The organism is Paenarthrobacter sp. NPDC090522 (genome assembly GCF_044769225.1).
Classification (GTDB): domain Bacteria; phylum Actinomycetota; class Actinomycetes; order Actinomycetales; family Micrococcaceae; genus Arthrobacter.
Genome location: NZ_JBIVXL010000009.1, coordinates 171741 through 192433, shown reverse-complemented (window position 1 = coordinate 192433; position 20693 = coordinate 171741). Strand labels below are relative to the sequence as shown.

Below are 20693 nucleotides of genomic sequence, written 5' to 3'. Positions count from 1 at the left end.
CGACGCAGACATGCGGGAGGGCCGCTCGGAATTGCGGGGCTTTTTTACAGCGACGCGATGGTTCCGAGTACCAGTGGGCCGATCACCAGGACGATCAGGAGAATGACCATGATGGCACGTCCTTTGCGATTGCCCACATTCACCGTCATGCCTATGCCTGTGCCGGGTCGTTTGGGGACTAGGATGTGCGGGTCGTCAGGATTGTTGTAGAGGATGCCCGCGATCCAGAGCTTGTCTTGTTCCTCTTCGGCCGCCGTGGGACGAATTCCTTCAGCCAGTGCTGTCCTGCGCGCCCAACGGGAAGCCATGGCGTACGAAACCGGGATCACGCCAAGAACCAGTGCAATGAGTAAGAGGGCGGGCCACGAAGAAACATGATCCGGGTCAGACCATCCTGCCAAGGCAAAGGATGCGAACACGACGGCTATCAGGAACGAGGTGCCGCCCAGGGCAGCGATGGTGCCGCGGATCAGGCCTTCCCGGTGATAGAGCTCCCACGGGCTCGGTTCCTTATCCGGAAGTACCATCTTGGGCACCGCTGCTGCGACGATCGCCAGAAGCACGACAACTCCGGCGGCCGTCAGGAGAGGAAAGAAAACCGAGCCGAAGGTCTTCGGGGACCAGGCATCAGGGCGTCCTCCTGGCCCCCAGTGGGTTGCAACCACGTCGGGAAGGGACTCAAAGATGCGGATCCCGTAGGCGAAGCAGGCCAGCACGACAAGGCCTGCTGTGAGATGCAGCAGCCAGAGCGGGCCGCGTCCGCGCTTGATGTCAGTTTCAGTTGCGCCAGTCACGAGGGTCAGCCTAGTCCCAGGCGGGATCAACGAATAACGGGGCTGTTCTTCGTCGGTTCTTTGCCGTGGCTCCTGCACTTGTACTCTGGTGCAGGCTGATGCTTGTCAGCCCACTCAACGCGTCAGCGCATCTGTAGGCCTACGTAGGGGCTCTCATTCCACGGATGGCACTGGAGAAGGATTGCTCTTTGAAAAAGCCGATGTTCGTTTTTCTCGTTACTGCCGCGGCAATTGTTATTGCCGCACCAGCGGCCTGGGTCGCTGCTTGGCTGGTGAGCGGAAAGACCCCCAGCCCGCTGTTACTCGGTGTCGGCGTGGTGGCGGCCCTGATCGCCGGGACCATGGGTGGTTCACGGGTTTGGGATGACCGGCGTGCGATTCGTGAGCGTGCTGCACAGGACGACGAAGGTTGAACTTCCCTTTTCACGTTCAGGGAGATTCCAGCACTTAGACGCGTGGCTGCACGTTAGATGGCAGGCGACGTCTAACGCGCAGCAAGTCGTCGAATCGGGGCTTGCGTGCACGGTAGGAGCCACCCACGTGTCTGGTCTGCCGGCTAAAAGGGGAGTGGCAAGATATTCACGTGATGGAAAACGCCAAGCCCCCGACGGCCTCGACGCACTCGTGGCCGCCGGCTATGAGCTCCGCGTCCGCGAACCGGGGCATCGTATGGTGCGAACACCGTCAAGGGACGTGCATATACATGTTCTTGAGGCGGGTGATCCTGCCGTTGATGACTACCTGCTTTTCCGCAACCGCCTTCGCACCGACCCAGGTGATCGGGCTCTCTATGAAGAGACCAAGCGTGCCCTGCTGAGTCGTTCGTGGGCTGACATGAATGCGTACGCCGAGGCCAAGACCGGAGTGATCTCAGCGATCAAGGCACGCGCACGCTCGAGCCGCACTTAGCCCGTGGATGTAGGCTTCAGTGGGTTTGTCGCAGCCTCGGCACACCAACAACTTTCGAAGTAATGGCAAGGACGGGCACGGTCGTGGCATCAACAGGGGATGAATGGGTCAAAGTTGGTCCGGGTCAGGCAAGGAAAGCCGCGAAGGTCTACGCATCACTCGGTGACCGCACACCCAGGGAGCGGACAAGCACCGTTGGATCCATGGCCTACGTGGTGTGGGTCGCCTCGCTCGCTGGCCTGGTTCTCCGCCGCGGTCCGGTCACGGTCATTGCCGGGACGGCCAGCGACTTCCGAAGGATGTTCAGGGTAAGGTTCACGCTTGTTGTGGCAGCGGGCCTCACACTCGCGATTCTGGTGAACACCGCTGTCCCAGCAGCACAACGGTTTTGGGTGTTCATGGCATTCGAGGCGGTCTTCCTGGCTTTGATCATGGCCATCCTGCCATCGCGCAGGTTCCACCGAGCGCGAGGCGTTCTCCCAAGTCTTCGCGTATGGAAAGAATGGAAGGGGGCCAGGGAGGTTTGGATGCTGTACGCCTTGATCCACGATCCGAAGCTCCCCGCCGACGACCTTGAAAACGCCCTGCGCAGCCTGGTTCCAGACACGGGCGCCGCCTCGGCGGCCTTGGTGTGCACCACGGCTGAATCGCAGGTGGAGGTCTTGCAGCGCCTCGGTTTCGTCCGGGACAGCGAGCGTAGAGGGCTCATGTACCGCACATCAGTCGAGGCAAGCAGCGCAACTGGTGACGGGCTGGCCGCGCAGATCAAGCCATAGCACAACGGGACCCTGGCCGAAGCCAGGGTCCCGTTTTCATCTCCAGCACAAGCGGTTACCGCTTGAGGAACTCCTCATGCTGCCGGTGGGCTTCCTTCACTTGCTCGCGGATGGTCTCCACATCCTTGGCCTTGTTCCGGTACTTCAGCGGCATCTGCACAATCTGTGCTTCCTCCGCGGTCAGCGCCCGGTAGATGCGCTCGCGTTCGGCGGCGTCGGCGGTGTAGTCGAGGTCGAGGTAATCGACGGCGTGGCGGCGCGCGTTGTTGATGGCGGTCTGGGCCTTGCCGGCTGGGCTGAGCAGGGACAGGAGAACGGTGACAACCAGGGTTCCGCAGATCACGCTCAGCGAGAGGCCCGTGGAAATCTCAAGGACGTTGACGTGCTCGCCGCCGTTGATGAACGGCAGGTTGTTCTCGTGCAGCGCGTGCAGGATCAGTTTCACGCCGATGAACGCGAGGATCGCGGCAAGACCGTAGGACAGGTAGATGAGCCGGTCCAGCAGCCCGTCGATCAGGAAGTACAGCTGCCGCAGGCCCATGAGCGAGAACGCCGTGGCCGTGAACACGATGAACACGTTTTGTGTCAGGCCGAAGATCGCCGGAATGGAGTCGAGCGCGAAGAGGATGTCCGTGCCGCCGATCGCCACCATCACCAGGAGCATAGGGGTTAGCGCACGCTTGCCGTTGACCACCGTGAAGAGCTTGTCGCCGTCGTACTTATCGGTGGTGTGGAAGAGCCTCTTGGCGAGCCGGATGATGAAGTTGTTCGCCTGATCGTCACCGTGGTCGCCGGGCTTGAGGAGGTTGCCGGCGGTCAGCAGGAGGATCAGGCCGAACAGGTAGAACACCCACGCGAACGAGTTGATCAGCGCGGCGCCCAGGAAGATGAAGCCGGTCCGGGCGATCAGCGAGAAGACGATGCCGAACAGCAGCACCTTCTGCTGGTCCTCGCGCGGCACCCGGAAGCTGGCCATGATGATCAGGAAGACGAAAAGGTTGTCGACGGACAGGGCTTTTTCCGTGATGTATCCGGCGAAGTATTCGGACCCCATTTGGGCTCCGCCGAAGACCAAAACCAGAATGCCGAAGACAACAGCCAGGCCCACATAAATGGACGACCAAATTGCTGCTTCCTTCAGCGATGGAACGTGGGCTTTGCGAATGTGGAAGAAATAGTCGAAGGCGAGAAGCGCCAAAATAACGACGATCGTGATGCCCCAAATGAGGGGAGAGACGGTCATGTGATCCTGCTTTCGTGAGGGGCGTGTAACTCAGCGAGGGTCAAAAACTCTTGCCATAAACCTACCGGGTTGGGCCGCCTGGCGTTGGTTCATGGCCTTGTGGGGAAGTACGACGGCGAGTGGCTGGGGTGGCTGCCTCCGGGAAGTTGTGCGGGTGAAACGTCAGGGTGTCCTACGTAGCTTCCAACGATCCTGGTTGTGATCCCGGTTCCGAGATTGCCGGGTTTCCTCTGTTGCGCACATCACATGGTCGAGATATCGCGCGGCCTCCCGGCTTCCGGCGGTCATGGTGTACTCTTGTTATTATCAACTTGATAATAATGATTGGAGGGGCCATGGATGCCCTGCTCGACTGGATGAACTCACCGGCTGTTCCGAACCTTCTCGGCAGCCCCGTGAGCTGGATCGAAGTCATTGGATTCGTTACTGGCGCAGCTTGCGTCTACGGGGTTGCCCGGCAGAAACTGTGGAGCTGGCCGGTTGGCATCGTGAACAACATCGCGTTCATGATCTTGTTCCTGGGAGCTGGTCTCTACGGCGATACAGCGCTGCAGGTCATCTTCGGCGTGGTCGGGGCCTACGGCTGGTTCAACTGGATCCGCGGAAACCGGAGCACTGCAGCGAAAGACGACCTTCCCATCCGCGATGCGAGCCGCAGAGAAATCGCGTGGGGAGTAGGAATCACGGCGGTTGCCACGGCGCTGGTGGGATGGATGCTCGCCGTCGAAACCAATTCCACTGTTCCGTGGCCCGACGCGTTCATCCTTGCCGCATCCCTGGTGGCCACCTACGGCCAGGCCAAGAAGATCATGCAGCAGTGGTACGTCTGGATCATCGTGGACATCGTCTCGATACCGCTGTACTTCGTGAAGGGGCTGGCGCTCACCGGCATTCTCTACATTGGCTTCCTGGCGCTCTGCATTTACGGCCTGGTGGACTGGAACCGTGCGCGCCGGCTGCAGAGCACGGAAGCTGCACCGAACGAAGGAGCGCTGGTATGAGCCTCTACGGCACCGGACTTGTCATTGGAAAGTTCTACCCTCCACACGCCGGGCATCGGCACCTCATCGAGGCGGCAGCGGCTGAGTCGGACAACGTTTATGTCATCGTCCTGGGCACTCGTTTCGAATCAATAACCATGGCTGACCGAGCTCAATGGCTTTCCGCCGAATTCGAGACTCACGCGAACGTGCGAATCCTTGCCCAGCTTGATGACTGCCCCGTGGATTACGGCTCGGACGAGATCTGGAAGGCCCACGTCGAAGTAATGCGCTCAGTTTTGCAGAACGCCGGGGTTGCGAAAGTTGACGCCGTTTTCACTTCGGAGATGTACGGGTACCAACTGGCAGATGCCTTCAATGCGCAGCACGTCCTGGTGGACCCTGACCGGAGCGAGTTTCCCGTCAGTGGCACTCTCTGCAGGGATGACCTCAACGCGGCCTGGCCGCACATCATTGAACCTGCCCGGCAGGGTTTGGCTACGCGGATCATCGTAGTCGGGGCAGAGTCCACGGGCACCACTACGTTGACGCGGGCGCTGATGGATCACTACCGAAGCCGGTACCCAACAATCGCGGATGTCCCCGAGTACGGGCGCCTGCGCACCTACGAGAAGCTCGACGAACTCCGGAGCCTCAATCCCGGCGCGGGCGTTGATGACCTGGTGTGGACCACCGAGGATTTCGACCTCATTGCGAAGCGACAGAATGAACTGGAGAACGCCGCGGCAACCCAGTGTCCTCTGGTTATCGCCGATACCGACTCGCTGGCGACCGTACTGTGGGAGCGCCGCTACATGGGCACGGACAGCTTCGGCGCTGCCGAGGCGGCCGCGAACCTCCCTTCGCGTGACATCTACCTGCTGACCGATCACGAGGGTGTCGACTTCGAAGATGACGGAATCCGCGACGGTGAGCACATCCGGGCAGACACGACGGAGTGGTTCAAGGAGGCACTGACCGCAGCGGGGCACTCCTGGGTATTGGTGACGGGCAGTCACGAACGCAGGATGGCTACGGCTACCACCATCATCGACCTCATACTGGAGCAACGGTCCACATTCATTTCACCGCCGTGGGCCAAACGAACCGTCCTGACAGGAGCCCCCGCTTGAACAGCGAAAAGAAATTCTTGGCGTCCTACCGGCCCGAGGACTATCCCGCTACCGCTGTCACTGTGGACCTGGTTGTGTTGGCCGTCGCGCAGGGTGTTCTGAACGTTGCGTTGGTTCGACGCGGTGAACATCCATTCAAGGGCTCCCTCGCGTTGCCGGGCGGCTTCCTTCATCCTGACGAGGACGCCCTGCATGCTGCGTGGCGTGAGCTCGCCGAGGAAACAGGCATGACGTTGCGTTCACCGGAGGCGCACGTGGAGCAGCTCGCTACCTACAGTTCGCCTGACAGGGATCCCCGCATGCGGATCGTGTCGATAGCCCATCTGGTACTGCTCGCCACCGACGGACTAACCCTGCCTCCACTCGCTGCTGGGTCTGATGCGGCGGGTGCTGAGTGGTCGCCGGTTCACGAGACACTCAAGGGTGATCTCGCGTTCGATCACGCAGCCATCATGCGCGAAGGGCTGGACCGCCTCAGCGGCAAGATGGAGTACACGCTGATTGCGGCACGGCTCCTGCCGGAGTCGTTCACGGTGACCCAGCTCCGTACCGTTTACGACGCCGTGTGGAACACTTCCCTGCCAGCCGGCAACTTCACGCGCAAAATGGTCCCGCAACTGCACGACACCGGTCAGAAGGTACGAGCGGCCTCTGGTGGCGCCCCCGCTGCGTTGTTCAACGCGACGGACAAACACCTTCACCCCCCGCTGGCTCGGCCAGCCGACGTCGGCTAGGCACTTCCGAAAAGTGTCCACTCGTCCCAGTTGTTTTCGCGGTGCCAGTGCTGACGAGGCTCTTCGGTTTCCCTGACCCTATCGGTGAGCCACACGGTGGCGTCCGGGTTCCAGCCGCCGATCACGCTGGCTGTTCCCTGGCCAGGGTCAACCTCCAATGCACGGCCCGCCAATCGAAGGTACCCGGCGACTGGCAGGTGCACAGCATCCCAACGGGTTGCCACCTGCTCCCAGTCGGGGATCACCCAACGACCATCACGGCCCGTGGTGCGGTACCAGTCATGCTGGCGGGAGGCTGTGACCTCCAAGGGGAAATCCCGGCAGAGGGTGACCCAATCCTCGGCGACTTCGACCTCGAGAATTCGGCCGGTTCCGGAGACGGGGATGATGGTGGCCTGCCCCCAGCCCAGGGAGTCCTCAATGAGGTCGAGTCCCTCCGGAACACGACTGAAGGTGTGGACGAGCGTGAGGGGTAGCGACCACCAGTCTCCACTCCAATTGACCCGGGGGTTACGTGGGCGCTCCTTCTGGGCGCGCAGCTCCATGGCCCGTTCGTTTCGCCCCCATGCATTGAGAGTTTGTTGGGGATGGCGGGGGATGGGCGCCGGGTCCTCGGACGTTCGCCAGTCCACGGCAAACTGCCCCACTTGTAGCGGCCGGGACCACCAAATTGTGCTTGAGGCGTCCACGAGAGCTTCCGCTACGTGGGCCAGCGATGCGGTGATTGATGGAATGTCCGCCAAGATGTCTTCGCCGTCCGGCTCTTGCCAGTACCGGGCTGTGTCCACCGCCTGAAGCAAGGCCTTCTGTGCGAGGGCGTCATCGATGCGGCCCAGATCCAGCCGGGATATCAGCGCGCCCAGTTCGGCAACCGTCGGCTTGGGTGGTGGAGGCGGAGACTCGCCGGATGATGCGAACGAGGACATCATGTAACGCGAGCTGCCCGCACGGGGATCAAGGTCGTAGTCCAGGTAGAAGACAGCGACGCGGATTTCTTCGTCAGCCGCCATCGCGAGTTCAAGGCACAGGCGCCGACCGCGTGGTCCGGCCAACAACGACGCAACATCCAGTTCCATGCTTCCCCCAAATCAGTCGTGGTCTACGATTTGTGGCCTGCCACAAATCCGAAGTCGTGCTCACCCGGTTCGGGTTCCGGCTCGCGCTCCAGCTTGAGGGCATACGTTGGTAGCACCAGACTGGTCCCGACCCCGCTCCTGGTTTCGAACGTGAAGGAGCCGAAGATCCTGGGATCCTCCCGGTGGCGGAGCAGCAGCGTGGTGTAGGTGCCACGATCCTCGGCCGCTACGGGATGATACTGATCCATATGCCGGCCCCAAATCGGCAGCGAGAGCGGGAAAGCCAACTGCACGGACTCAGGGAACAAGCGCGGCACGCGGTCCAATGTCAGGACCCTGTCGTGACCATCAGCAGCCCGAATCGTCAGGGTGTTGGGATCGAAACTGTCCGTACCGCCGTCGGGCATTCTGGTGGCCGACCACGTGAAGGCGGCCGGACTTACGGCGATGGAGTACTGCTCAACGCGGCCATTGATCTGGCAGAGCGAAACCGCTTCGTAGGGGACACCCCGGCCACCGCCGATAACCTTGCCGATTGCGATTGCCAGGAGCTCGGAAGAAGTGTCCATCACTTCATCCTTGCACGGCGCTCGCCGGGTAGTCGCGTCTAGTCGACGCTGACCAGCACCTGGTCGATGCGCGCGATCAGGCTTGGCCAGCCGTTGCCCATGCCTTCGATAGCCGTGCGGCCCATCGGGGAGTCAAGGTTGAAGCCCGCGTGTTCGAAATGCAGGATGGTGCCGCTTTCCGTGGCTTCGAGCGACCACGTGATGGTGGTGTCCAGGACGCCTTCTGCGAAGACGAACGTGATTGACGTGCCGGGTTCGACGGCGGTGACCTCGCACTGCTGCGGGCCCCAGCGGTCCATGTCCATGGTGAATCGGTGGCCGACTACGGGTGCGATATCGCCTGGTGCCCACCATTTGGCGAGGAGCTCGGGCGTTGTCAGGGCAGCCCATACGGCTTCGGGGGAGTGGACGAAGGTGCGCTCCAGGCGGATGGCGTTTTCGGTCACGGGTTTTCCTTATCCAGTAGTTCGCCCAGGGCGTCGAGCCGCTGGTTCCAATAGTGCTCGTAGTGCTGCAGCCAGCCGCTGACTTCCTGCAGGCCCGCAGCTTGCAAGTGGTAGATCCTGTGGCGGCCTTGCCGCTCTTCGCGGATCAGTCCGGCGTCCTTGAGGACGGTCAGATGTTCCGACGCCGACGAACGGCTGAGTGCCAAGCGTCCCGTCAGTTCGCCCGCCGACAAGGGGCCGCCGAGGAGGCTGTCGAGGATGGTGCGCCTCGAGGGGTTCGCGAGGGCGCCGACGTCTCCATCAGTTACACGGGCTGTCCGAGTGAGCGGATCTGGCGCCCGAAGTCTGCGGTGAGTATCGTCGTCGGGAGCGGGGCCACAGCGGTACCTACCCACATCACAACGCGGTCCTCGAAACCCGCCGTAATCCCCGAAATCTCAGGTGTCTGTAGGAGCCACGCGTTGGTTTGGGATCGATTGAGGCGAACAGAGATCGGGCTGGCGCATTGATTCTGAAGCCGGCGCAGGAAGTCGGACCCAGTGAGGGCGACCAGATGACGGAAGCCGAAGTTGGCCATCTCTGCAGCCAGGGCGTCTATCAAGTTGGCTGCAGTCATTGGTTCGGATGTACTGGGTTTGAGAGTGATCAGGTCTTCTACTTGCGAGGCCGTGGACGAGTTAGTAGGAGCTGATGCCCAGCTTGTGACGACTTGCCTACCGTGTTTGGTCTTGTTGGGACCTGAGATGGCCGACTGCTGAGTAGTGCTCCTCCCGAGGCTTGCGGCGTATTCTCCAAACTCGTCGGCGGCAGCGCGCCGCTGTTGCTGCCGAACGAGCTGTTCAGGCTTGCCAGATCCTGGTGCAAACATTGATCCACCCATAACCACGATTCTCCACCGGCAATGGCGCGGTGACTGCCATGTTCTTCGGGCGATACATCGGTGTGTCCAGATTGAAGCCTGTGTGTTCCAAGTGCAGGACCGTCACGTTTACCGTGGCTTCGAGCAAACCACGTGATGGTGGGAAATGCGGGATTGGCAATCAGGCAAGGATCTCTTGGAATATCCCGCCCTCTGGCGCGTAGAGCCACTCCCACAGATCGTGGGAGTCCATGTCTGCGTAGTGGGAAAACTCAACCAGGACAGTTAGATTGCCGCGCCATGTGTCAGGCGAACCCGATTTTTCCAATTGCCAAACGCCGTCATCACCAAGTTTGAGGCTGTACCCGAAGGCCACCTTGCTCGCATTGATCGGGGTAGTTGTTGGGCTCAGGTAGTTGCTCTGCAACTGAACACGTCTGTACCGATTCATAAAGCGAAAAAGTAGTACACGTTGAATGTCATCCTGGTGGGCGGCTGCAAACACTGGACGTTCGTGCCAAGCACGCTCCACTTCTGTCAGCGTGATCCACTTACCCTTGCGCTCCAGGTAGAGCCTGATCTCTCCGCCGAGACTGTAAATACACCACACACCATCTTCGTAGCCGGTTATGCCGTATCTCGCCGAGTTGACCACAGGGTGCAGCCGCTCAATCATGGCGTCAAACTCATCGATCATAGGAAAGTACACCCGTCTTCAGTAGCTCTTCTGTGGTGATTAGCCTGCCTTGCCCATCTAAGAACAAAACTTGGATTGACCCACCGGCCCGGCCGAACCAAGGCGCCACCAGTGCAGCCTGAACTGTCGACCCCTCAAGCCCATCGGGCCACTGTTCCGCTACGCGATAACGCGCGTACGGAAGCTTCAGTGCATCGACTGGAAGCGAGCGATCTTCAAAGCTCGTTGGCTCGCCATTTTTCAGCGCGCAGAGGTACGAGCCGTCCTCGTTTCCTACCCGATCGACAGTGTTTCCGTAGTGACCCAGGAAGACAGCAAGGTCTTGTGTGCTCCAATGGCTGCCCTCTACGCCGCCGTCATTCGGAAGATACCGATTCCATCGCCCTGTTTTCTGCTCAGTCATGACTTCTATCTCAGCCCTTCTCGGCTCCTGTATTGACTGCCCTGAATTCGCTTTGATAGTCGAGGACTGCGTCGAGCGTCCAATCCTTAAGGACCGCGAGTGTTCCGTTTTGAAGTGGACGTAGGTCCACGAGGGGGCTTGGCGGAAGAGTGTATCCGGAGCCGTTAGCCATGTACGTCAAAACTCCCACCGGCGGATACCAGAGTGGGTGGAGTTCGCTCAGCTTTGTTACTTCGTATCCAAAAACTCCCCCACGGATGGGACTCCAGATGTCGACAAGGGATGCGACGCATTCGGTTATTGCTTCTCGTCCGGAAACCAGGGCTTCATTCAACTCCAATTCGAACGAGTTCCTCGACCCGGGTTGGTCCTCTCCGTCAGAGACAGAGAAGCTGAATGGGCAGAGGCTTCTGTCCGACCCTGCAAGGAAGCCGAGCACCGAGAGGTAGTAACCCCAGCTCGGGTAGAAGTTGCCCGCATCATCCTTGCGGGCGCCGTCTTGTACTCTCGCGACTACGTCTTCAAAGGACCGAGGGAGTGAATCATCAGCAGCCCGGCTCCGTCCTGGATATAGAACGTCAACCCATTCCAGAGAGCGCGTATCCAACTGTTCCAGGACATCCACGGACGACAGTATCCGCCGCGCAATCTCGACTGGTGTTGCGGATCTCCCCCCGAGATGGAATCGGAGATCAATGTCATCGAGATTCGCATCGAACAGCTCGTCCCATATTGGTTCATCCACGAGGCGTCAGCTCCCTAAGCGTCGGTTGGGTATACCCTCGTTGACTGCGGCGAATGACTTCTTATACTCCAGGCTGGCCTCAAGGGTCCATTCCTTGAGCACTGCGACTGTGCCGTGCTGCAGCACCCGCAGGTCTACGAGCGGGCTTTCAGGGAGGTTATAGCCGCTGCTGTTGGCGAAGTAGGTGAGTACACCGATTGGTGGGTAAAGGATCGGGTCATTGCGGTGCAGCTTTGCCAGCGCGAGCCCAGAGACCGCGCCGCGGACGGGTTCCCAGATGTCAACGAGCGCGCAGAATCCGTCGACGATCGCCGAACACCCGGCCACATCAGCTTCATCGAAGCCCAGTTTGAACGAGTCGCCGGAATGGGGGCCAGGGCATCCGTCGGTGACGGAAATGTGAAAGGGAAATACTTCTCGCTTGGATTCTGCTAAAAATCCGAACAAAGAAACGAAGTAGCCGAAACTTGGGTGGAACCTGCCTGCGTCGTCCACGCGAGCCCCATCCTCTACGCTGAGTGAGAGATCCTGAAGACTTCGAGGCAGCGTGTCGTCGTGTGTTCGCTGACGCGACGCATTGGCGTGCGCCCATTCGATAGGGCGAGAGTCCATAGTCTCCAGGAGTTCCACTGTAGACATGACCCTGACAGCTATTTGCTCGGGGCTAGCGTCTCGACCCCCCAATATCAATCGAAGGCTTATTGCCCGCAGTGCGGGGTCAAACAGTTCCGAGGCAATCATTGAAAGATCCGATCGTAATAGGGGAATTTATCATCACCGCTCCAGGGGAATGAATTTGACGTCGATGGAGACAGTACAGTCGGGGTGCGATTCGAGGTAGGCATCGACTGCGTCCTCCATCATTTCGCTAAGTTCGCGGTTGTGCGTGAAGATCCACTCCAGTCGACTCCCTGGAGCTCGACCTTCCAAGGCTTCGATCTGCTTGATCAATGTCTGATCAGCCCATTTATTGATCGCCTTCTGAATTGCGGCTTTGCCATGAAACCCCTCAAAGAGCCCACGGTATACGAGATCATAGTTGCCTTTGATTTCTTGGAAGATCTGGATGGGTGGGCGTCCTCGCCACAGGTGGCCGTCGAAGGCGATCGATTTCTTTTCGCCGGCGGCGGTGATGTAGTCCGTGACGTATTCCAAAGCGTTGCCTTTGGGGCCGGTGGCTGTGACCCCGGTTGCGAACGTCTGGTCCGGCGCACCGTTAGGGCTTCGTCCAGGTGGTTCTTGCCAGGTGCCGGGGCCGCCGTCGGTGTCGCCGATGGTGGGTTGGAGGTCGGGGTGGCGGCCGGGGAGGGTGTGGTCGCCGAGGCGTTGGTCGTAGGTGCCGGGTGGGCCGGACGGCTTTGCTGGAGAGGCGGTCGGTGGGGCGTGTTCTGCTGCTGGTGCGGGCGATTCAGGGGTTTCCGGGGCATCGGATGTGTCTGGCCCGGTGTGTGAGCCGCCGGGTGGTTCCGGGTGGGTGTGCGGGACGTCGGCCGTGTCGGGCGGCGCAGGGTTGAAGCGTTGGTTCAGGCGGGCTCTGTCGATGGGGTCGGGGTTGGGCCTGGTTTCGGGGGCGGGGGTGTTCCTGGCCTGGTTGTCGATGTCGTCGGTCCAGCGGCCTTGGGACGGTGTCCGGGTCGCGGGGGTTGGGTCGGGTGTGGGGTTGGTGTGGTGTTCGTTGAGCCAGCGGGTGGCCGGACCAGGCCGACCAGTACCGGCAGAGGCAGCCCCTGGTGTGGTCGTTCCTGTGGGGACGCCTGCGGTGGCTGGTGCGGGGTTGTTGTAGTCCTTGATGGTTCTACCTGCGGTGGTCAGGAATTCCTGGACGCGTGCGATACCGGCGTCGAGGTTCTTCGCCCACTCGGCGGCCGTTGCGGACCCGAGCACGGCGCTGGATTTAGTGGCCGTGTTCCCGAGCGTGGCAGCGGCTTCCTCCGGCACGGCCGTTCCCGCCGCACCGGCACCGGCACCGGCACTGGCTTCGGTGATCGTCGTTGTTTTGGTGATTGTGGTGGGTAGGCCACGGAGCCGATTGGTGAGGGCCGTGATGCGGGCTTCGAGGGTGAGGCCGCCACCGGCTCCTCCTGTGGCTGCGGTGGCGAGGTCGAAGGTGGTTTGTCCGCCGGCGCGCCAGTAATCGGTGGCCCATTCGTCGGTGTGCACGGTTTCCCGGATCGCGGCGGCGGCGGTCAGGAGCGCTTCGATGTCGCCGTCGTCCATGTCCGTGAAGCCCCGGTCGATCACGGCTTTGGATCGGAACACCGCAGCACCCAACGCCCCGATACCTTGCCAGGTCTGGGCTTGCTGGGTTTTGTCTTTCGTTCCGAACAGCGTGTACAGGCCCTGGACCGCGCCGACGGCGGCGGTCCCGAAACCCTGCACCGCGGACAGGCGGCCCTCGTGCCTGATCGATACCGCCGGCCCCCACGGCAGGTCAGGGACCGCCGCGTCGGTACCCAGCTGGTGCTGCAGCCAACTGAACCCGTTCGCGACCTGGTCCGTGGAGGCGAACACGCTCCGCCGCGGCACCTCCACCGAGGTGTAGCCGGGCCCGTGCGCCAGGGCGGAGAGTTCGTTGGCGCATTGGGTGTCCGAGTCCAGGATCTGCTGGGCCAACCCGGACGCGGAAGACACGAGCCGCTGATGGGTGTCCACGATCTGCGCCTTCGAATGCCAGTCATCGTTGGCCAGGATCACCGCATCCAACGCCTGCACCTCAGCCCGCAGCCCGGTGATGCGGCGCTTGAAGTCCCTCGCCCGGTCCGCGTACGCGTACAGGGCCCGGGCCGCGGCACCGGTCAGGTCCTTCACCCGCGCTGCTTTGGCCAGGGCCGGGGTAAACGCGCCGAACACTTGTTCGGCTTCCGGGGTCCGGTAGAAGGCCCGGAGACCGGCCCAGTTCCGGGCCGCGTCCTGCACCCCGTGATGGAACCCGACCCCGGCAACGATCATCGACTGGACCTGGGCGTCCAACACCTCAGGATCCGGCAACGGCGGCAACGCCTCCAGGTTGATCCCCGACCCACCACCACCGGACGGGACACACACCTGCGTGAAATCCCCACTCATTCACAAACTCCCGTCAAGCCAAAGGAGGCGTCGCAGCTCATGGCAGCTTCCACCGCGGACCACCGCCGGTGCCGGGTTCGCTGACGCGGCCCGGCCCGGGGAACAGCGACCCGCCCCCGCCGAACCACCCGACGAGTGCTGGGTGTCGGCGTCGCGGAACGGCCACCCGACACCGGCACTAGCAGGGTCGGTGCCTGGTTCGATGCCTTGCGCGGCCGCCAGGCCGGTGCCCAGGGCCGGGCCGGTCCCGGCGGCGATCAGGGCGCTCTTTCCCGCGATGGTGGCCATGGCCTGGTCTCCGGCCACGTAATGCCCCACCGCCTCCGTCGTCCCGGACAAGGCCGCGCCCGCGGAGAGCACAGCCCCGGTGAGGTCAGGGCCCAGCCCGTCCTCGGCGAACCCGCCCAACACCTGCACCACCACCGTCGAGGGAACCGCACCAGCGACCCCCTCCAGCGCGGCACCGAGGCTCTTGACCGGGGTCTGCAACCCCGTCACGGCCTTCGATGCCGCGGCCAGCACCCCGTGGGTGCCGGGCACGTCAATATCCCACACAGCCATCCCAGAAACCGCCAAGGAACGGGGGTTTAGTCGATGCCTTGCACGGCGTTCCGTGCAGCACCCACCGCGGTGGTGGCGGTGTCGTCGGTTTGGGCGAGGGTGGAGCGGACCAGGGCGACGATGGACCGGACTTCGGAGGCGGCGGAGGTCCACCGGTTCTCCACTGCCTGGTATTCGGCGTCGACGCCGTCGGCGCGGAAGTCGGCCATGGCGTGGTTCACGTCTTGCTGCCGGGCGGTGATGAGGTTCTCCAACTGCGCAGCCAGGGCTTGGATGTCGGACTGGACCTGGGCGGAGACGTTCGTGTCGTAGGCAATGCGGCTCATGATGGGTTAGGCCCTTCCCTGGAAGCGTGCGGCGTCGAAGTTCGCGGACCCCTCCGAGCGGCGGGCCGTATCGGAGGCGGCGATGTCGCCTTGGGTGAAGGCGGTGTCCATCCCGGACTGGCCTTGCACGATCGCACCGAGCGCGGTGTTCAACTCCGAGGCGACCAGGTCGGAGCGGTTCTTGAAGGAATCGAACGCGGCCTTGCCCGCGCCGCTGAACTTCCCCTCCAACGGGGTCACGGCCTCCACGAACCGGCGCACCAGGGCACCGAGGTCCTGGTGCGAAGCATCGGACTGCCGAACAAGCGTGGTGAGCGTCTGCGCGCCCAGATCAAAAACAGCCATACAAAAGGCCCCCAATAGCCCTCGAAACCAACCCACAAATCAGTGGGTGCCCGCGACCGGAAATGGCCTCGGGACCGGGGACATTGTGAACACACAAAAACGCCTCTAGGTGGCGAAAAAGGCTCTCCCTAGACCCAAACGAGGGAAATTAGGTGGTAAATACCCAAAATTAGGTGCTGCGAAAAATCATCTAGGTGGTCGTTTGCGACCACCGCGACAGGCCTTGCCCTCGAAACAGCGGCATGCGTCACGGAAAGGCAGGCAAGGCACCTCGGATCGCGGGCTGCCGCTTACGGTTAGGGTCGGTTTCATGACGATGTCGTTCAATGAGAAAAGAGAGTCAGGGATTCTTGAATCGGTGGCCACAGGACCGGACGGACCCGTTCGGCTTCGCTGGTACCGACCAATGTCCAGCCAAGCTCGTGTGCCAGCTCCCACACTTGTCTGGGCGCACGGTGGAGGCTTCTTCGCTGGCGGAATCGACCAGCCTGAAGCGCACGATGTTGCCCGGGCTCTCTCTGATAGAGGGATTACCGTGGTCACGGTCGACTACCGCCTCGCACCTCCCCCTGGACTGAATTGGGCCTTCAGGGGACGAACCCGGTCAAGAGCACGCTTCCCGCTACCCATGGAAGACCTTCTGACCGCGCTTCGACATGTCGGCAGACAGACAGACGGAGGGTTGATCCTCGGTGGAGCAAGCGCCGGAGCCTGCTTGGCTGCCTCTACGGCGTTCCGGGCCGTCGGGATGGACCTGGACCTTAGAGGGGCCATTTTCGCCTACGGATTCTTCCATGCCGTGCACCCTTGGGCGCCTGAGATTCAACGGCGAGTGCGCGGTCATCGCCGGCTAACGCACTCCCGATGGGTTCTGAATGCGCTGAACCGAAACTACGCAGGATCTGAAGTGGCGCTGAGAGACCGTTTGGCTTTCCCAGGAGGGCATGATCTCTCCGGGTTCCCGTCCAGCCTCATGATCAATGCAGACAATGACGTCATGCGCGCTTCAGGCGACCAGTTCGCGGCCGAACTCCGAGGCGCCCGGGTCGACGTCGAACACCACATTCTGCATGGATCCTGTCACGCCTTCCTGAATCAGCCGCGCCTCGACGATTTCAAAAGTGCCATCGAGTTGATGGCTTCGTGGTGTCTGGGGCGACCTACAACACCGCCCACATCCCAATACCTGTCTTCGTGATGCTCCTCCTGGAATGGCCAGCTGTGACGACAGGTCCGGTAAGGCTGGCAGACGGAGAACAGGTGCAGGTAACAGTACGTGTCGGATAAAGATTGCGGCACGGCACAACTCCAAACCTGCCCAACGAAGACGTTTGGCTGGGTGATTGCGAGCGGTGACCGTCGTAGCCGTCGTGGGTTTCACTTAACGCACGACGGCGGCACGCGGCTGGTTCTGGCCGGCTGCGGCGAGTTGGGTCTTGGGTTATGCGGTGGAGCCGCGTTCGATGAGTTTGTGGGGCAAGGTCTTGGGCCGAGGTCGCGAGTGCGGAGGTAACCACGCGGGCGTGGCCGGGCGACGTAGATGGAGCCCGAGTCGCCGGCCAGGAGCCCGATGCGGCGGTGGCCGAGGCCGAGGAGGTGGCGGGTCGCGTCGTTGGGTGCTTGTTCATCGTCTATAGCGACGCTGGGGGCCCGACTTCTCGCTGATCGCCACCGAGCTGGGGCGGGGAGGGCCGCATGTTTCGTCAACGGGGTAGGTTGGGGGCTATCGCATGCCGCGGCCTTGGGATGGGCGGTGAAAGAAAAGGCGTGGGTCCCGCCTAGGGCGGATCCCACACCTTTCTCGGTTCTATTGTTCGGCAGGCAGTGGGTTGTGTCGTGGGCCACAATGCCCTAACCGCAGAACCTGTTACTTGGTTACGTGAACTACGACTGCTTTGCTCGTTGCCTGTTCTACGCCTGGGTTATCGATGCCGGTCACCGTCCAGTTGCTCAGCAGAAGAACGGTTTTTGCCCGTATCGGCGTTGTAGATGATGTTTTTGAAGCCGAGAGCTTCCAAATCATCGTCCAGGGCCTGAGCATTCATCCCGGCAACGTTTGCTGGGATGATCCCGGTCGCGGCAGCCGCTGGAGTTGGTATCGCTGCGGCGGGCGTAACCTCCGGAGCCGGCGCTGGTGCTGCCGTTACCGTTGCAGTCGCCGTGACTGTGGTGGTCACAGTCTCCGTGACGGTCGGGGCGGCTGCAGGTGTTCCCGCACAGCCAGCCAGTGCCAGGCATGACAAAGCCAACGCCAAGACGGATTTCTTCAATCTTCCCCATTTCAATACCGATAGCGCGTGCGCCATCGCCCCCATTTCGCTCACGGTTGCGAGCACCAAGGAAGTGTAAGCTTCAACTAATTAATGGAGTTTTTGTTTCGCAATGCTTCTCTCGGAGAACCAGCGTCAGGTCGATCTGCTCGCGGCCTCTTGGAGCAGATGAAAGACCTCTGTGTACGTTGACGTGAGATGGGCTGAACCGCCGAATGCGCTTGGATGTTTGATGAAGCAAACAAGCCTTGAGTGCCCGCCGATCTCGAGTTCGAAAATGTTTTGCTTGGGATCGGGTGAGTCACTCGACCCTCGTTTTCCGAACATGGGCTTGTCGAGAAATGCTGTTGGATAGGCAGAACGAAGCGCTGCGGCAGCTTTGCCCCCAACAACGACGACGAGCCCGGCGGGTGTAGCCTCCAAAATCCGTTCCATGTGCTTAGAGGAGCAAAGCTGAGCGGCTTCCGGCACACCTTGTTCGTTGGCGGATTTGCAATGGACTACCTCGGTCATGACTGAACGTTCGTACCAAGGAATGTCATTTCCAAGAAGTGCATTCGTCTGCTTTTCGATCCACCGCCAATATGGTTCCTTGGAGCCCCAGAGAGGCCCGCCCATCTCCTGTGATTCGTCGACTTTCCGGTGGCGTCCGTCACTGACCCATACATGTTCCGGACTGAACCGATTGATCATGAAGTCGGCAATCTCGGTGTCAGGCCATTCGGTCGTGGGGTACTTCTCTGCGAACCTCTTTGACAGCCATTTTGCATCGGGGTTTCCGGCACTTATGGCTGGGTTGGAAGACAGGAAGACCACTTGCGCTCTCGCGAGATTGCCTGCCCACGCCTCCGGAACCTGAAAGGGGCCTGCGTGCGAATCCTGTGATCGAACAATTTTGTGACACGGGTGCTCGTGGCCGTGCTGCGGGTCGTTTGCCGCCGACAGTTCCTCGCATCTCGCAACGCTCAAAGCCAGCTCTTCAAGAAAGACGGGCACAATTCCCCCTGATTCGAATTCCGTTCGTTTGTGGATCCGGGCTCCCACGACCTTCATGCTAAACGGACCCCGCGACAATTTAATGATGAAACCACTTAGTCGCAGGATAGTCGGCGTGCGACGAACGAGCGTGTTTTCTTTGGCCGACTCCTAATCAGCGCTCCGGGGTTGGCGCGCTGCTGGCCACCGACGTCGTGATCGCCGACCACGCGATTGCGGTGCCGGGTGGGACGTCTCCGAAGCCGTTCAGGGTGACTACCCGTTCGCCGATGAATTGGCCGGTCACGGGGTCGATGATGATCTCGTGGCGGCTGTTGGTGCGTTCGTCGATACGTCCGATGGCGGTTCCCGTCCTTCCGTTCAGATTGGTTTGGTTATCGACGAGCGTGACGCCTGGAATGAGAGCGGCTGCGCGGTAGAGCGCGGCACGCAGGTCGGCCGGCATAGTTCCACTGCGTAGGTGGTCCGAGATCCAGATGAAGGCTTGGTTATCGGAAGAATCAGCGCGCTCTTCGGATTTGCTACGGATGACATCCAATAGCTCGCCGGGGTCGCGGGGGAGGGCAGCAAGTTCGTCGTCGAACCATGTAGCGCCCACTCTTTGGACTAGGCCGTGCTCCGTGCGCGATTTCGGGGTTCCGGCTTCGAGTTCTCGGATGGCGGCTTCCGTGTCGTTGCCAAAGAAGGTGAGCAATCGGGTGGGCTCGGAGCTCATGATCCACTGATCGTTCCGATCCTCGGGTACGTAGAGCTGGCGGTTCTGAGTCTCAAGCCAGTAGAGCCGACCCGAACCTCCGTCACCTTGATCCAAATAGACGGCTTTCGTGTCGACCTGGAGATACTGACGAGGCAGTGGCTTGGGATCGGAAATAGTGAAAGTTCTCAGGGCGGCAGCGTTGAGTGCTTCGGATGCTTCGGCCGTGGCAGGAGGGCTCCACAGGAAGTTGATGGCGTCAGTGGCTACGAGGGCGCCGGCCAGTACGGCTGCAACGGCAGTGATAAGGACAGTCCGGCGAACGATCGGCTTGGGCCGAGTGCTCCGGTCAAGAATCGATGCGGGCGCGGTAGGAACTGGGCTGCCTTGCTCGGTTGCCGTGGCCAAGGATCGAACCCGACTGCCGTGAAGGTCGTCGTCGGAGATTTGTGCTGCAGGGTCGCCGGCGACTAGAAGTTCTTGGATCAGGTGGTGTGTGTTCTTGGATTTCATGCATTTGCTCCTTCTTCCTTCTGCACCACGGTTAGTGCCACTTCGAATGATTTGCGAGCTCTGTGGAGCCGCATTCTGACTGCTGCTGAACTAATGCTGAGAAACTGGGCGATCTCCTTTGACGCCAAGCCATCCCAATAGGTCAGACGCAAGACTTCCTGATCTTCTGGATTCAGTTCATGCAACGCCTCGAGTACAGGTGAGTCGAGTGGGGAATGGGTGTCGTACCGTTCGTTCGCGAGGATCAAGAGCAGATCGTCTGAGCGATTCGCTGAACGGGCATGATTCCGCAACACGTTCCTAGCGACGCCAAAGAGGAACATGACGTTGAGGTCGTCTTTGTCAACAGACTTTTCCCACGCAATCCTGAAAACTTCGGCGCATAGATCCTCCGACGTCGCTGCGTTGGCCGTTCGTCGGCGGAAGTATCTGTAGATGCGGTCGTGTCCGGCAGTATGAAGGTCGAGGAAGCGCTTGTGCCGCGCCGTCGAACGGTCTTCTATGGCGGACTTTCTTAGGCTCATACCTAGTTAGTGTGCGCAGGGGGTGGGTTTGCAA

At 61.1% G+C, this 20693-nt stretch carries 26 protein-coding genes; 7 read left to right on the top strand and 19 right to left on the bottom strand.

Going from position 1 to position 20693, the window contains the following annotated elements:
- Window positions 1–44: 44 nt before the first annotated feature.
- Entirely contained in the window at window positions 45–794 is a 750-nt protein-coding gene (locus ACIQT2_RS13895) for a DUF1648 domain-containing protein (RefSeq protein ID WP_402947329.1), read from the bottom strand.
- A gap of 164 nt (window positions 795–958) precedes the next feature.
- Here ACIQT2_RS13895 and ACIQT2_RS13890 point away from each other — a divergent pair, with 164 nt between their 5' ends.
- The 3 genes from ACIQT2_RS13890 to ACIQT2_RS13880 all read left to right on the top strand — a co-directional run bounded on the left by ACIQT2_RS13890 (window position 959) and on the right by ACIQT2_RS13880 (window position 2479).
- The gene (locus ACIQT2_RS13890) at window positions 959–1207 is read left to right on the top strand and encodes a hypothetical protein (protein ID WP_402947326.1); all 249 of its coding nucleotides are present in this window, start codon (window positions 959–961) and stop codon (window positions 1205–1207) included.
- Window positions 1158–1703, top strand: coding sequence for a GrpB family protein (locus ACIQT2_RS13885; protein WP_402947324.1), 546 nt, complete (start codon window positions 1158–1160; stop codon window positions 1701–1703). The genes ACIQT2_RS13890 and ACIQT2_RS13885 overlap by 50 nt, the downstream gene beginning before the upstream one ends.
- An 83-nt stretch (window positions 1704–1786) precedes the next feature.
- Entirely contained in the window at window positions 1787–2479 is a 693-nt protein-coding gene (locus ACIQT2_RS13880; RefSeq protein WP_402947321.1) for a hypothetical protein, read from the top strand.
- Window positions 2480–2534: 55 nt separating this feature from the next.
- Here ACIQT2_RS13880 and ACIQT2_RS13875 read toward each other — a convergent pair whose 3' ends face one another.
- Window positions 2535–3722 carry a TerC family protein gene (locus tag ACIQT2_RS13875; RefSeq protein ID WP_400336639.1) on the bottom strand — a complete coding sequence of 396 codons (1188 nt, stop codon included), beginning with the start codon at window positions 3720–3722 and terminating at the stop codon, window positions 2535–2537.
- Between the two features lie 335 nt (window positions 3723–4057).
- Here ACIQT2_RS13875 and pnuC point away from each other — a divergent pair, with 335 nt between their 5' ends.
- Genes pnuC through ACIQT2_RS13860 form a run of 3 tightly spaced genes read left to right on the top strand, consistent with a single transcriptional unit; the run spans window position 4058 to window position 6569 of the window.
- Window positions 4058–4723 carry a nicotinamide riboside transporter PnuC gene (pnuC, locus tag ACIQT2_RS13870; RefSeq protein WP_402947318.1) on the top strand — a complete coding sequence of 222 codons (666 nt, stop codon included), beginning with the start codon at window positions 4058–4060 and terminating at the stop codon, window positions 4721–4723.
- Window positions 4720–5835 carry an AAA family ATPase gene (locus ACIQT2_RS13865; protein ID WP_402947316.1) on the top strand — a complete coding sequence of 372 codons (1116 nt, stop codon included), beginning with the start codon at window positions 4720–4722 and terminating at the stop codon, window positions 5833–5835. Before pnuC ends, ACIQT2_RS13865 begins: the two co-directional genes overlap by 4 nt.
- Window positions 5832–6569 (top strand): NUDIX hydrolase, encoded by a 738-nt coding sequence (locus tag ACIQT2_RS13860; RefSeq protein WP_402947314.1) that lies wholly within the window; start codon window positions 5832–5834, stop codon window positions 6567–6569. Before ACIQT2_RS13865 ends, ACIQT2_RS13860 begins: the two co-directional genes overlap by 4 nt.
- Here ACIQT2_RS13860 and ACIQT2_RS13855 read toward each other — a convergent pair.
- The 13 genes from ACIQT2_RS13855 to ACIQT2_RS13795 form a co-directional block, all read right to left on the bottom strand.
- Complete coding sequence (locus tag ACIQT2_RS13855) at window positions 6566–7645, bottom strand: hypothetical protein (RefSeq protein WP_402947312.1); 1080 nt, start codon at window positions 7643–7645, stop codon at window positions 6566–6568. The genes ACIQT2_RS13860 and ACIQT2_RS13855 overlap by 4 nt on opposite strands.
- A 23-nt stretch (window positions 7646–7668) precedes the next feature.
- Entirely contained in the window at window positions 7669–8214 is a 546-nt protein-coding gene (locus ACIQT2_RS13850; RefSeq protein ID WP_402947310.1) for a hypothetical protein, read from the bottom strand.
- Between the two features lie 38 nt (window positions 8215–8252).
- Complete coding sequence (locus tag ACIQT2_RS13845) at window positions 8253–8660, bottom strand: SRPBCC domain-containing protein (RefSeq protein WP_402947307.1); 408 nt, start codon at window positions 8658–8660, stop codon at window positions 8253–8255.
- Window positions 8657–9055 carry an ArsR/SmtB family transcription factor gene (locus tag ACIQT2_RS13840; RefSeq protein WP_402947305.1) on the bottom strand — a complete coding sequence of 133 codons (399 nt, stop codon included), beginning with the start codon at window positions 9053–9055 and terminating at the stop codon, window positions 8657–8659. The genes ACIQT2_RS13845 and ACIQT2_RS13840 overlap by 4 nt, the downstream gene beginning before the upstream one ends.
- Complete coding sequence (locus ACIQT2_RS13835; protein WP_402947488.1) at window positions 8965–9276, bottom strand: hypothetical protein; 312 nt, start codon at window positions 9274–9276, stop codon at window positions 8965–8967. Before ACIQT2_RS13835 ends, ACIQT2_RS13840 begins: the two co-directional genes overlap by 91 nt.
- Before the next feature lie 424 nt (window positions 9277–9700).
- Window positions 9701–10216 carry an Imm61 family immunity protein gene (locus tag ACIQT2_RS13830; RefSeq protein ID WP_402947302.1) on the bottom strand — a complete coding sequence of 172 codons (516 nt, stop codon included), beginning with the start codon at window positions 10214–10216 and terminating at the stop codon, window positions 9701–9703.
- Window positions 10206–10619 carry a TNT domain-containing protein gene (locus ACIQT2_RS13825; RefSeq protein WP_402947299.1) on the bottom strand — a complete coding sequence of 138 codons (414 nt, stop codon included), beginning with the start codon at window positions 10617–10619 and terminating at the stop codon, window positions 10206–10208. The genes ACIQT2_RS13830 and ACIQT2_RS13825 overlap by 11 nt, the downstream gene beginning before the upstream one ends.
- Before the next feature lie 10 nt (window positions 10620–10629).
- Window positions 10630–11364, bottom strand: coding sequence for a hypothetical protein (locus ACIQT2_RS13820; RefSeq protein ID WP_402947296.1), 735 nt, complete (start codon window positions 11362–11364; stop codon window positions 10630–10632).
- Window positions 11365–11370: 6 nt separating this feature from the next.
- Entirely contained in the window at window positions 11371–11859 is a 489-nt protein-coding gene (locus ACIQT2_RS13815; protein WP_402947293.1) for a hypothetical protein, read from the bottom strand.
- Between the two features lie 279 nt (window positions 11860–12138).
- Window positions 12139–14430: a hypothetical protein gene (locus ACIQT2_RS13810; RefSeq protein WP_402947291.1), complete on the bottom strand. Its 2292-nt coding sequence runs from the start codon at window positions 14428–14430 to the stop codon at window positions 12139–12141.
- Window positions 14431–14991 carry a DUF6507 family protein gene (locus ACIQT2_RS13805; RefSeq protein ID WP_402947288.1) on the bottom strand — a complete coding sequence of 187 codons (561 nt, stop codon included), beginning with the start codon at window positions 14989–14991 and terminating at the stop codon, window positions 14431–14433.
- 26 nt (window positions 14992–15017) lie between these two features.
- The gene (locus tag ACIQT2_RS13800; protein ID WP_402947286.1) at window positions 15018–15317 is read right to left on the bottom strand and encodes a pore-forming ESAT-6 family protein; all 300 of its coding nucleotides are present in this window, start codon (window positions 15315–15317) and stop codon (window positions 15018–15020) included.
- 6 nt (window positions 15318–15323) lie between these two features.
- The gene (locus ACIQT2_RS13795; protein ID WP_402947283.1) at window positions 15324–15662 is read right to left on the bottom strand and encodes a hypothetical protein; all 339 of its coding nucleotides are present in this window, start codon (window positions 15660–15662) and stop codon (window positions 15324–15326) included.
- 310 nt (window positions 15663–15972) lie between these two features.
- Between ACIQT2_RS13795 and ACIQT2_RS13790 the strand changes: the two genes are divergently transcribed.
- On the top strand, window positions 15973–16860 hold the full coding sequence (locus ACIQT2_RS13790) for an alpha/beta hydrolase (protein ID WP_402947280.1): 888 nt from the start codon (window positions 15973–15975) through the stop codon (window positions 16858–16860).
- A gap of 724 nt (window positions 16861–17584) precedes the next feature.
- Here ACIQT2_RS13790 and ACIQT2_RS13785 read toward each other — a convergent pair.
- The 4 genes from ACIQT2_RS13785 to ACIQT2_RS13770 form a co-directional block, all read right to left on the bottom strand.
- Window positions 17585–17998 carry a hypothetical protein gene (locus ACIQT2_RS13785; RefSeq protein WP_402947278.1) on the bottom strand — a complete coding sequence of 138 codons (414 nt, stop codon included), beginning with the start codon at window positions 17996–17998 and terminating at the stop codon, window positions 17585–17587.
- A gap of 69 nt (window positions 17999–18067) precedes the next feature.
- On the bottom strand, window positions 18068–18976 hold the full coding sequence (locus ACIQT2_RS13780; RefSeq protein ID WP_402947275.1) for a hypothetical protein: 909 nt from the start codon (window positions 18974–18976) through the stop codon (window positions 18068–18070).
- Between the two features lie 106 nt (window positions 18977–19082).
- Window positions 19083–20135 (bottom strand): CU044_5270 family protein, encoded by a 1053-nt coding sequence (locus tag ACIQT2_RS13775; protein ID WP_402947273.1) that lies wholly within the window; start codon window positions 20133–20135, stop codon window positions 19083–19085.
- Complete coding sequence (locus tag ACIQT2_RS13770; RefSeq protein ID WP_402947271.1) at window positions 20132–20659, bottom strand: RNA polymerase sigma factor; 528 nt, start codon at window positions 20657–20659, stop codon at window positions 20132–20134. The genes ACIQT2_RS13775 and ACIQT2_RS13770 overlap by 4 nt, the downstream gene beginning before the upstream one ends.
- Between the last annotated feature and the right edge of the window lie 34 nt (window positions 20660–20693).

What these genes read in the sequence shown, in the direction of transcription:
- ACIQT2_RS13810 (WP_402947291.1), bottom strand. Translation starts at nt 14,430, where the DNA reads ATGAGTGGGGATTTCACGCAGGTGTGTGTCCCGTCCGGTGGTGGTGGG.
- ACIQT2_RS13875 (WP_400336639.1), bottom strand. Translation starts at nt 3,722, where the DNA reads ATGACCGTCTCTCCCCTCATTTGGGGCATCACGATCGTCGTTATTTTG.
- pnuC (WP_402947318.1), top strand. Translation starts at nt 4,058, where the DNA reads ATGGATGCCCTGCTCGACTGGATGAACTCACCGGCTGTTCCGAACCTT.
- ACIQT2_RS13890 (WP_402947326.1), top strand. Translation starts at nt 959, where the DNA reads ATGGCACTGGAGAAGGATTGCTCTTTGAAAAAGCCGATGTTCGTTTTT.
- ACIQT2_RS13775 (WP_402947273.1), bottom strand. Translation starts at nt 20,135, where the DNA reads ATGAAATCCAAGAACACACACCACCTGATCCAAGAACTTCTAGTCGCC.
- ACIQT2_RS13855 (WP_402947312.1), bottom strand. Translation starts at nt 7,645, where the DNA reads ATGGAACTGGATGTTGCGTCGTTGTTGGCCGGACCACGCGGTCGGCGC.
- ACIQT2_RS13800 (WP_402947286.1), bottom strand. Translation starts at nt 15,317, where the DNA reads ATGAGCCGCATTGCCTACGACACGAACGTCTCCGCCCAGGTCCAGTCC.
- ACIQT2_RS13830 (WP_402947302.1), bottom strand. Translation starts at nt 10,216, where the DNA reads ATGATCGATGAGTTTGACGCCATGATTGAGCGGCTGCACCCTGTGGTC.
- ACIQT2_RS13805 (WP_402947288.1), bottom strand. Translation starts at nt 14,991, where the DNA reads ATGGCTGTGTGGGATATTGACGTGCCCGGCACCCACGGGGTGCTGGCC.
- ACIQT2_RS13850 (WP_402947310.1), bottom strand. Translation starts at nt 8,214, where the DNA reads ATGGACACTTCTTCCGAGCTCCTGGCAATCGCAATCGGCAAGGTTATC.
- ACIQT2_RS13795 (WP_402947283.1), bottom strand. Translation starts at nt 15,662, where the DNA reads ATGGCTGTTTTTGATCTGGGCGCGCAGACGCTCACCACGCTTGTTCGG.
- ACIQT2_RS13835 (WP_402947488.1), bottom strand. Translation starts at nt 9,276, where the DNA reads ATGACTGCAGCCAACTTGATAGACGCCCTGGCTGCAGAGATGGCCAAC.
- ACIQT2_RS13825 (WP_402947299.1), bottom strand. Translation starts at nt 10,619, where the DNA reads ATGACTGAGCAGAAAACAGGGCGATGGAATCGGTATCTTCCGAATGAC.
- ACIQT2_RS13770 (WP_402947271.1), bottom strand. Translation starts at nt 20,659, where the DNA reads ATGAGCCTAAGAAAGTCCGCCATAGAAGACCGTTCGACGGCGCGGCAC.
- ACIQT2_RS13790 (WP_402947280.1), top strand. Translation starts at nt 15,973, where the DNA reads ATGACGATGTCGTTCAATGAGAAAAGAGAGTCAGGGATTCTTGAATCG.
- ACIQT2_RS13865 (WP_402947316.1), top strand. Translation starts at nt 4,720, where the DNA reads ATGAGCCTCTACGGCACCGGACTTGTCATTGGAAAGTTCTACCCTCCA.
- ACIQT2_RS13885 (WP_402947324.1), top strand. Translation starts at nt 1,158, where the DNA reads ATGACCGGCGTGCGATTCGTGAGCGTGCTGCACAGGACGACGAAGGTT.